General features: G+C 58.8%; 3 protein-coding genes and 5 pseudogenes. 5 read left to right on the top strand and 3 right to left on the bottom strand.

The window, feature by feature from the left end; genetic code table 11:
- Positions 1–72: 72 nt before the first annotated feature.
- Positions 73–1,166, top strand: a pseudogene (locus FXB38_RS29740) (transposase).
- A gap of 119 nt (positions 1,167–1,285) precedes the next feature.
- Here the strand turns inward: FXB38_RS29740 and FXB38_RS29735 are convergent.
- Positions 1,286–2,506, bottom strand: a complete 1,221-nt coding sequence (locus FXB38_RS29735; RefSeq protein ID WP_187435235.1) for an IS110 family RNA-guided transposase — start codon at positions 2,504–2,506, stop codon at positions 1,286–1,288.
- A 258-nt stretch (positions 2,507–2,764) separates the two neighbouring features.
- Here FXB38_RS29735 and FXB38_RS29730 point away from each other — a divergent pair.
- Positions 2,765–3,018 (top strand): annotated as a pseudogene (locus FXB38_RS29730) (hypothetical protein); the annotation flags it as partial.
- 229 nt (positions 3,019–3,247) lie between these two features.
- Here the strand turns inward: FXB38_RS29730 and FXB38_RS29725 are convergent.
- Together FXB38_RS29725 and FXB38_RS29720 are read right to left on the bottom strand one after the other, a co-directional pair.
- A pseudogene (locus FXB38_RS29725) lies at positions 3,248–3,448 on the bottom strand (response regulator transcription factor); the annotation flags it as partial.
- Positions 3,449–4,242: 794 nt separating this feature from the next.
- Positions 4,243–5,154: a TauD/TfdA dioxygenase family protein gene (locus tag FXB38_RS29720; RefSeq protein ID WP_148754529.1), complete on the bottom strand. Its 912-nt coding sequence runs from the start codon at positions 5,152–5,154 to the stop codon at positions 4,243–4,245.
- A gap of 3,508 nt (positions 5,155–8,662) precedes the next feature.
- On the opposite strand from FXB38_RS29720, the pseudogene FXB38_RS45100 reads away from it, so the two are divergent.
- The 3 genes and pseudogenes from FXB38_RS45100 to FXB38_RS29700 form a co-directional block, all read left to right on the top strand.
- A pseudogene (locus FXB38_RS45100) lies at positions 8,663–8,793 on the top strand (IS256 family transposase); the annotation flags it as partial.
- 181 nt (positions 8,794–8,974) lie between these two features.
- A pseudogene (locus FXB38_RS29705) lies at positions 8,975–9,240 on the top strand (transposase); the annotation flags it as partial.
- A gap of 83 nt (positions 9,241–9,323) precedes the next feature.
- The gene (locus FXB38_RS29700; protein WP_148754520.1) at positions 9,324–10,388 is read left to right on the top strand and encodes an IS630 family transposase; all 1,065 of its coding nucleotides are present in this window, start codon (positions 9,324–9,326) and stop codon (positions 10,386–10,388) included.
- Positions 10,389–10,508: the final 120 nt, after the last annotated feature.

Raw genomic sequence — 10,508 nt, 5'->3', positions numbered from 1 at the left:
CACTGTGCCGAGCCACTAGTGTTCGATCGCTAACAGTCGATTCACAAATCGGCGTAAGCGTGCGAGGCCTGGATGAGAAAATCGAGCAGATTGCGATGTGCGCAGTTGCAGCCCGACGAGGTCGACGATCCACTGACCAATATCCTGCGAGCCGGAGCGCGGCAGCTTCTCGCGCAGGCCGTGGAGATCGAAGTCGAGACGTTTCTTGCCACAGTGAAGGATTTGAAGCTCGCCGAGGGGCGCGCCCGTGTCGTGCGGCAGGGTTACGGCCCGGCCCGAACGATTGCGACCGGCATCGGACCGGTCGCGCGGGCGAAGATTCGGGACTGCGGAGCGGCCGGTGACGGCGAGCGGATCCGCTTCAGCTCGGCGATTCTGCCGCTGTGGGCGCTACGGACCAGGAGCCTGGATTGCCGGTGCTGTACCTGCGCGGCATCTCGACCGGCGATTTCCAGGAGGCGCTGAAGCCTGCGGAGCAAGGACGCGCCGAACCTGTCGCCGGCGGTAATCTCCCGGCTGACGGCCGAGTGGCAGGGCGAGTACGACCGTTGGCAGAAGCGCGATCTGTCGGCCAGGCGCGCATGGAAGACCACGGCGAATGCATGCTCGGCGCGACGTCGGAAGGCAAGAAGGAGCTGATTGACTTTCAGGTCGGCGTCGGGGAGAGCGCGCGGAGCTGGCGTGAGCTCCTGATCGACGTGAAGCAACGCGGGTTGCAAATTGCGCCGGAAATTGCCGTTGGTGACGGCGCGCTCGGCTTCTTCTGCGAAGGACCTGCGCGAAATCTGTTGGGCGCCGAACCGGGCGGCCGCCGAAACGGCTATCGACGTCTTCGCCGAGAAATACAGCGCCAAGGACGGTCGGGCGGTCGAACGTCTGGTCAGGACCGCGACGCGCTGCTGACCTTCTACGACTTCCGGGCCGAGCATTGGGATCACTTGCGCACGACGGATGAGATCGACAAGCAGTTTTTAGCGGGCCGGAAGATGCATTCTTTTGTTCGACCGCGCCGCCGGCATTCTTCCGTCCCGACCGCCCTTCTCGCAGCTGCCGCGCGCAGGGGCGGTCAAGGCTGGCCGCAGTTTGCGGCCACCGCAAGGCTCGGCCTTGACCGGCCCGAGCACGGCGGCATCCTCGATCGGATCGGGCCTGGAAAGCAACAATGACTCACCGGCCCAGTGTCCCAGGGGGATGGGAACTAGCCCGAACGGCGATTGTTATTGTCGTGCGCGGGTGACCTCGTGGCGAAGAGCGGCGCGTCGGCTGTAAGCGTCGCCGGGCAGCCCTATCTGTGTCCTGCCGGGTTGAGGCGCCCGCGCGCCTTTTCTTTTGGCGGGCGCGGGCGCCAAGCTTCGACAAAGTGCTCATACCTTCTCTGCGCTTGCTCGGCGACGTGCATCTCCTGATCGCGGAGTTGTTTGATATTGTACGCGTAGGCAGGGCCGCGCGTGTTGCCTTTTTTCTGCGCTCGGCCAGCCTGTAACTCCATGCCGCGCGTCTTGTGAGCGACAAGACTGGGCCGGGCCCAGAGGTAATCCTCTTCGTTCGTCAGCAGATGCCAGCACAGGACGGTCAGCTTGCGCGCGACGGCGACGGCGGCCACCTGATGGCCCCGTCTGGCGCGGATGCGCACGAAGAAAGCGTGGAGCGGTCCGGGTGTCTTGGCGGCAGCCCAAGCGGCTTCTACCAGCATGGCCCGGGCGTGGCTACGTCCGACCTTGCTGATCCGGCCGTGATGAGCGGCACCGAGGCCCGACTGGTGCACACGCGGATTGAGCCCGAAGTAGCTGACCAGTTTCTGCGGGCTCTTGAAACGCGTGATATCGCCAATTGCCGCCATCAACCCGGCCGCCACCGCCAGATTGACGCCGGTGATCGTCAGGAGCCGCCTGACCGAGCCGTCGTCCAGGCTGTTTGTGGCGATCTCCCGATCGAGGATCGTGAGATCTTCGGCGAGCCGATCGAGCTCGCGCACATGCCGCTCAATAGCATCCCGTTCGTCGTCGGGTACTGGCTGGTGCGCCAGCCAATCGCGGCCGCGGCCGTTGAATAAATCGGCGTGCGGACATTTTGGGATCAGGTGCGCGTGAAGGATTGCGTGCACTTCGTTCTTGATCCGGGTCCGATGCCGCACGACCTGGTAACGCCGGGCGATCAGCCTGCGCAGCCGTTCTGTGGCCGCGTCCGGCGTCCAGATTTCCGGCAGATAGCCGGCCGCGTACAAGCTGGCCAGCGTGCCCGCGTCGACCTTGTCGGTCTTCACGTGGGCATGCGCGATTGCCTTCACCTGCAATGGGTTGGCGATGACCACCCGCTTCACGAACGGCGACAGCACCCGTGACACCGCCATGCAGTTGCCGGTCGCTTCGATCACCACCTCGTCTATCGGTTGAAGGCTTTTGCCAAAGCCTTCCAGTGCCGTGCGGGTCATATCGACGCGACCGGCCGGTCGAAGTCTGCCATCTTCCCAGAAAACCACCTCGCCGAAAGTTCGGTGGATATCCATTCCGATTATGCGTCGCATTTACACCTCCTGTCATATGACGGGAACGGTGGGCGACACGACAACTACGGATCCGCGCTCACGGCGCAACCGGGCTAGTCGTAGAGGCGGCCAGCTACTAACTCGAGCTCGCAGCTCATCGTACGCATCGGCCTGCCCACACCTTCGTGCTCCCGGTGCCTCTGTCCCGGATGGTCGCACCATACGCCACGATCTTGAAAACCGCAGCCGAACATCAGCACCGAGAATCTTATACCGGTTACCAACCCCATCGAAGGCGTGTTCGCGACCGTGCGGCACAGAACCGTGCGGACGAAAGGATCGCTGTCGTCAGCGGCCGCCAGGCTGATGGTATTCAAGCTGGTGATCGCCGCATCAAAAACCTGGCGGCGGCTCAAAGGCACAAATCAGTTGCCGAACGTGATTGCAGGTGTCAGATCAACGACGGCATCGAGGTCATCCAAATGCCGGCAAACCACGCCGCCTGTCGCCTCGTCACCCAACATCCCGCATAGCTCCCCCTGAAGAACGATTCAAACTCAATCCCCTCCAACAAATGCCGGGACTAAGCACCTACCGAGACCGCGTCAGGCTGCGATAAGGCGGCGCTAGCGGTGCCCCACGATGACGGTAGGTGCGAAATAGATGGCCGCCCTGTCGCTCATAGATAACCGCTGGAGCGGGTTGACTATACCGCGGCGGTCGCGGAACTCGTCGCTACTTTCGGCATATGAGATCGCAATCTCACGGAGTAATAAGGCCGAGACGACGCGCCTTGACAACGCACTGGGTACGGCTGGTCGTTTGCAACTTGCGCATGGCATTCTTAAGATGAAAATTGACAGTATTCTCGCTGACTTCCAGTATCACTCCGATTGCCCAGGATGATTTTCCTTCCTCTACCCACCGCAGGCACTGTTTTTCCCGTGCGGACAGCACAACCTCTTGTACATCGACCATCTGTTTCTCCTGGAGCCGAGACGACGTGGAAGGAGATCAGCAAATGCCGTACCACGTGACGGCGATCGCACAATCTCCTGTCAAGAGTACCGACCCAACTATTGGAGACTGCCGATCCAACAGCAGCACCAAGCGTTATGGAAGTGATTGCGACATAGAGCGTAAATGCGACGGCACGGCTTGCAAGAAACGCGACAATTGATATTTACGTCAGCACTTCCGCGTTTATCCTTCGACTAGCCGCCCCTGCGGCCCGATACGGCCGCTCAGGTGAGGATCGCAGGGCCAGGCCGACGAACGAAGTTCTTCAGTTTTTCACGTGCCGGTCCGAACCGCTTCGGTAGCTCCAAATGCAGCACGGCGCGAGTCCTAGATTAGCCCGACCGGCGTAGGAACACGCTGCCAGTGCCGGCTAAGACCTTCACCCCGGCGGGACTCTGGTTGCCGGTGTGTGGTGCGCCCGGCGCAACGTCTCGATCGAGTTGCTGCCGAAGTTCAGGACGTACGAAGCGGCCCCGCGACGTTCTACGTTTCCACCCGGCACGGCCTGACCCGTGTTGGCAACGGTCGGTGTGTCTTGAGCTGGTCGGCCGCACGACCTTGCTCACCCGACTTGCCACCACGGTTGGGATCACCGCCTCCATCTTTGGGGCTCCAAAAATGTATTCTTGCATTCATCTGGTTTCTGTTAGGTCACTGAAGCTGGGCACTTCAGCTTCATCCGGGCCGACCAGATCGACAAACTCGTGAATGCGAATCTAGGCGATGTTCGCGGGCGGCTATTTGGTCGTCTTGACCCGCATAACGCCGCTGTGCCGGCCGTCGACGCTGACTGGCACGTCGCCATGGACGGTGGCGCGGCGAACGACGCGATGCTGATCGCCGTAATCAGTTACTGCATAATGCTGGGTAGCCCGATTGTCCCAAATCGCGAGATCGCCTTCCTTCCAGTTCCAGCGCACAGTGTTTTCTGGCGCGGTGATATGAGCCTGCAACAAATCGAAGAGCTTCTGGCCGTCATATTTCGGAATCCCAACAAAACGCTGCACCCGATCACCGAGTACAAGCGTCCGCTCGCTAGTCTCGGGATGGACACGCACAACCGGATGTTCGGTTTCATAGATCGTTTTCGTGTAAACTTGGTCAAAATGGTTCTTATCGACCTCGCTGGCGCGGGGCATTATTGCATGATCGATTACGTTACTGTGAACAGCCCAGAGCTCGTCGGCAAGCCGTTGCAGCGGCTGCGGTAGGTCGAGATAAGCAGCCACCGTGTTGGACCACACTGTATCCCCGCCGAATTCTGGGACCACAACCGCTCTCAGCACCGTAATCTTGGGATAGGCATCCACGAACGTATGATCAGCGTGCCATAAGTCTGCCCGCATTCCGGCCCGGGCGGAATCAACATCAAGGATAGACGACGTTCCCTTCGTGGCACCTAGGATCGGATGCGGCACAAGCTTTCCGAAACGACGAGCAAAGCTCTCCTGCTCGCCGTCATCGAGATGACCCTGGCCACGGAAGAAGAGTACTTTGTGCTTTAGCACCAAGTTGTTGATCGCCGCGATCATCTGGTCCGGCAAATCGCCCGCGAGCTTGATGTTCCTGATTTCGGCGCCAATTCGGGCTCCACGTTGGAGGACATCAGCGCAGGCAACGATATTATTCATCGACGACGTTTTACTCATGATGGTGATCTCCCAACTTTGGTCTGTACGCCGGATAAAGCTATTCAGGCGCAAACGAATGGATTGCGACAGCAAAAGGAAAGAGAAGCTTGTCCTGTCTGCGCTCACTCACACCCATTGCTGCGGCATTTGGTTAGCAACCATCGTGCCAGCGCAGTCGACGCGCATAGCTGAATCTGACGTTCCTTGCGGCGGATGTTGGACTGGGATCGCCTTTCGCACGGTTGGAAGAATCGAGCTCACCCCGCATTTCGGGAAATGCCACGATCAGATTGCGCACCAGAAGGAAGCCACACCGATACGACGACCTCAGTCGTGAGTTGCGCAACACACATCATCATCTTCAAGCAGCCGCGCCGCATTATGTTAAGGTTGCTCGTTTCGTCACAACCTTGTCCTATTGACAACCGTCAGTAACGGAAAAGCGACAATGCGCCAAGCTTGTCACTGTTTCGCACTTTTGCGTATTTGTTTGTCTCTCGTCGTCGTGCCTCGAGGACGTCGCAGTCTAGACCTTTTGTCCCGGCATCTTGACGGATTGGTGAATCGTTCCGGCCCTGATGTTCAGCCCTCTGCAGATGTATTCGCTGGCGTGAGATCTTCAGCGGCTTTAAAGTTACCAGCTTCTGTCCTGGAAATGGACGCGCACCAACGATGTTCCCTCAAGCCGTATGCCACCCGCCTGAAGAGGGCGCATCACGTCACAGACGTCGCGAAAGAACCTCGGTGAGCCAATAGTATTGATCGCGCGATTTGCTAGTCGCGTTCGAGGACGGGATCATCTGGGTCTATGGCGTTCGAGAACACAGCGTTCGAGCGTTCACTGACTCCGGAATCTAAAGCGCGATTGAGCTTATCAGGTCTGCACAGTGGACCCTTGACTGCTCGGGTGGCAAACCAGGAGCCGATCCCGAATGGACAGCCATCAGGGCTTGGCAAGGTTAGAGAGCCGGATACCGCGAGATTCACGAAGAGGGTCTAAGTACTTGAGAGCAGCCCAATTCGGATCAAAGCTGGCGAACGTAGCGCGACCGATGGTTGGCGGGATCCCGCAGCAACCCTCCGCTTTCCTCGTCATAAACATATTGACCGGTCGACAGCTCTCTCGTGGCAAGGTAAACGTCACACCGTCGCACTGATTCAGCAGCCACACTGCTCGCGGTTAAGGTTCCCAATTTCAGTCGATTGATTGCCTGCCGAGATTTTACCAAAACCCCCCCGCTGCAGCCAATTTGATCGAGTGAATAGGTAACCGCGAGCTGCCGCTGCGCGTAGCCTCTAGCCCAATCTCAGCCGCGAGAAGGTGGTCGTGCTCGGCCAACGATTTGCCCAAACCATCAAGGTGCGGAACTCGGCCGCGGCGGGACGGCTGCACACGCACGCAGGTGGATAGCATGATCTCGGTCGGGCATTTGGCACAAACATGTTCGGAGTCGACTACAGATGTGGACGCGCTGGTCGTAGATCGTCTTCAAACGCTCCTTCATCGCACGCTGGTACCTGACGTCGCTTCCCGACTCTGCCGTTCTATAGCTGCTTCAGCCGCATCTCCGCCAGCAACTATGCGTCGTGGTCCTTTCTCCAACTGACACAGGTCGCTGGCGCGTCGCGGCCTTAGAGATGCCACGCAGCCGGGCCACCGTGACTGTCTTGTTCCAAGTGAACGCCTTTTCACATCCGAGAATTCTGAGGTCTTCATCGCCTCCCGCTGATTCCAGCGGAGGACATTCGGAGCAGAGTATTTTAATTAGGTCAGCGTCTACTTGGTTCGAAACATATCCGGCGGCGTCGGCGAGTTTGTAGGACCAGGTATGGGCGATGCAATGGCGATTGATGTCGTCGATTCCGGCCAGGATGCGCTCTTTGAGCACGCTTTGACGTAACCTAGACGTGAGGCAGGACGGAGCGGGCGAACTGGGAGAGGAAGCGTCAATGAAATTGAGCCGGGAGCCGTCAACGTTTCAATCTCCTTATGGTAATCGCCAACTCGAACGCTTGCCGCCATCCTGCCATGGTCAAACGTTTCATTCAGTCAATCGTAAACGAGGAAGCCACAAGTGAACGTCCCGTTTCATCAGTGCCAAGTTCATGGATTCGGTCGTCTAGAGCTGGTCCTGTTTGCGGCCTCAGATCAACCCGATGATGAGCCTCTACTAATTCTTGGAGGAGATTGCGGCGCTCAGGTTAGTTAGAGGTTACTTGAGGCTTATAGTCATAAAGGCGCCTCCTGTATGAGGGTGGCAGGACGAGGATCGCAGACCCTGCAACAACGTTTAGAGGTAGGTGTCTTGCAATGGCCCGCAGAGACGACAACACGAGAATACGCCTGAGCGGTCGGCCCACTACAGACCACTCGATTGGAGCCTCTCTGGCGCTGCCATCGCCGCATGGGCACGCGTTGCGAGCAAGTACGAAAAGCTCGACCAGCATCGCGCAGCAGCATGACCTTCAACGTTACAAGCGGCCGGATTATGCTCCACCTTTGCTGTTCGAATGAGTTGAGAACATGCCTCTTGTCAGAGGTCCCTTAGCTTACCGTGCAGCGTCAACAGTCGTTTTCGTTGGCAGGAATAGTCGCGGAAATTGGGTTGCGCGCGAACAAAATGGCATTTTTGGCGGCCTGTTCGTGAGCCGTGCTCAAGCGTTCAAATACGCGATGTTTGAGAATGGTAATCGTCCGGAGGCGATACTGGAGGTTTTACGCGAAATCGAACTCGATATTCCCGCCAGTCCGTACGCCCCTGTCACAACACGTCCCAACGAGGTGCCTCGGGGCAATTTTCCGGAGTCCAACGCTGAGCTCTCCCGTGCGCCTCCAGCGACGAGCAGTCGCCAAACATCGTTTGCCTTCACCGAACACAGTTCAGTGTGGATCGGTTGAATCGACGAGAACACGAAGGTCGATGCCTTTCTAAGAAGGCCCGAGTCTCAGCACAGCGACGATGAGCTCCTCGAGCCTCACGTACGGTCCGACAGTCGACAGAGAAGCGACAGGGGTATGCTCAAATCAAGATCGCCGTGCTCGGCGGGATGTCTCGGTCGACACCATGGACAGAGCCGCCTTGCTGATCAGCGAGACCGCTGCTTTCGAGAACTGCCGCCAAGCAAAGCGCCTACGTGAGACGGCTATTCACAATGGTGGACTCGCGTCGAGATACGCGTAGCGATCCGAAACCCGCAGCCAAATCGGGCCAAGTTTATGAGTCAAGAGTCTGTTTGAAGTACTAACCGGTTTCGGTCGTTAGCGCGATCCAGGTGTGCAGGCCACCTGCCCGGAACGTACCGCTGTATGAGGAGCACTGTTGGCGCTCTTCTCCGGCGGGAACCTGAAAGCAGGCGGGTCGTGACTTTCGTTGCGCAGCCAGGGCCGTCCTGCAAACTGGTACGAGACGAGCCCAAGCCGTGATGGTGTTGTGCGGGAGGTTTCGCGAAAAGCTCAGTGGCTGGAGCGCTCATGGTAAGTCCGGTGGTCTGGAAGATCACCGCTCGCTGAGGAGCAAGGACCACAATGACAGTGGCGAAGATTGGGACGGATGTCTCTGCTGTAAAACAGCTTTCGCTTCGGACAAGGAGCTCCTCAAGCCGCTGATCCAGGCTGCGGTGCAGGAGACGCTTGAAGCTGAGATGACGGAGACGCTGCGCGCGGAGAAAGGCAGGGCGATCGCATATGGGCTGATCTTGTTGTGGCGATCCTTCGAGACGCCCGCCTTGGGGCGGGCCGCTCAGTCTCATCCTGAGGGACCGCGTCGTCTTGAAGGACGAGCGCGCGAGCGCGCGCGCTCAGGCCGCCCAAAAGACCATATGCGATAGCCCTCCGGAGAAAGGGAAGCGCACCGAAGCGCGGCTTGACTATCGTCACGCTACTACACGCTCACTGGCAAGATCGAGCTGAAGGTACCCAGGACTGCCAGGGGCAGGCGGTCCTCGACCGAGCTGTTCGAGCGCTATCAGCGCTCGGAGAAGGCGCTGGTGGCGGCGTTGCCCGACGTGTACGTGCAAGGCGTCTCGACGCAGAAGGTGAAGCAGGTCACCGAGGAACTGGTGGGGCATGCCTTCTCGGCCTGGGCGATCACCGCCATCAACAAAGCGGCTCGCCGCGTCGGTGAAGGTGCGGCCGCGGTAACTAGTACCCACTTTTCTTGGAACGTGAGTCGTGATTCAAGGTCGGGATGATACCCGAAGCAAGAGAAGTCCACCTTTCGAGGAAAGATCGCAAGGTGCTTGAGGCGTGTTGTCGCTCACCGGTGACATTGCAGCGCGATTTGAAGCGGGCGCGGATAGTCCTGTTGGCGGCGGATGGGCGCAGCACCCGGTCGATCGCGAAGGAAGTCGGAGTCCAGCCGCGGATTGTCAGCCTTTGGCGGCATCGCTATGCCGACCAGGGCCTTGAAGGGCTGCAAGACAAGCCGCGGCCTGGCAAGCAGCCGATCTATACGACGACGACCGACAAGCGGATTCTGAAGCTGCTGGATAAGCCGCCCCCGCAAGGGTTTGCGCGCTGGACCGGCCCTCTGCTGGCCGAGGCGCTAGGAGATGTTGACGTCCAATATGTCTGGCGGTTCCTGCGTAGCCACAAGATTGACCTCGCGGCTCGCAAGTACTGGTGTGAGAGCAACGACCCGAACTTTACGGCCAAAGCCGCCGATGTCGTTGGCCTTTACGTCGCCCCGCCGGCGAAGGCCATTGTGCTATGCGTGGACGAGAAGCCCTCGATCCAGGCTTTGGAGCGAGCGCAAGGCTATCTGAAGTTACCCAATGGCCGCGCCTTGACCAGCCAGAGCCACGATTACAAGCGGCATGGCACCACAACATTGTTTGCGGGGCTCGAAGTCGCCACCGGAAAGATCATCGCTACGCATTCAAAACGCCGTCGCCGTGTCGAGTTTCTCGATTTCATGAACAGCCTCACCGCGGCCTTTCCGGGCCGAAAGCTTCACGTCATCCTCGACAACCTCAACACCCACAAGAAGAATGAGGACTGGCTCAAAGCCCATCCCAACGTGCAATTCCATTTCACGCCGACAAGTGCGTCCTGGCTCAACCAGGTCGAGGTATGGTTCTCAATTTTGCAGGGGCAGTCGCTCAGCGGCACCTCCTTCACAAGCCTCAAGCAGCTTCAGGAACACATCGATGCCTACGTCAATGCGTACAACGACAGAGCTGAGCCCTTCGTCTGGACCAAGAAAAAAGTCCGTCAACGCCGTTTCAAAGGCCGCCGTATCACCCAGCTCTGATTCCGGGTACTAGGATGGAACTGCGTCCTACCCAGGTTGTCGTTGAAAGCTGAAGGAACGGGTCCGCTACATGATTCTGAACTCCCGCTATGAGCGCGCTACTAGGGTCTGTACCTAAAT

This window comes from Bradyrhizobium cytisi (assembly GCF_008123515.1).
GTDB classification, from domain to species: domain Bacteria; phylum Pseudomonadota; class Alphaproteobacteria; order Rhizobiales; family Xanthobacteraceae; genus Bradyrhizobium; species Bradyrhizobium cytisi.
The sequence above is the reverse complement of the archived record's forward strand: the minus strand, read 5'-3'. Positions and strand labels throughout refer to the sequence as shown.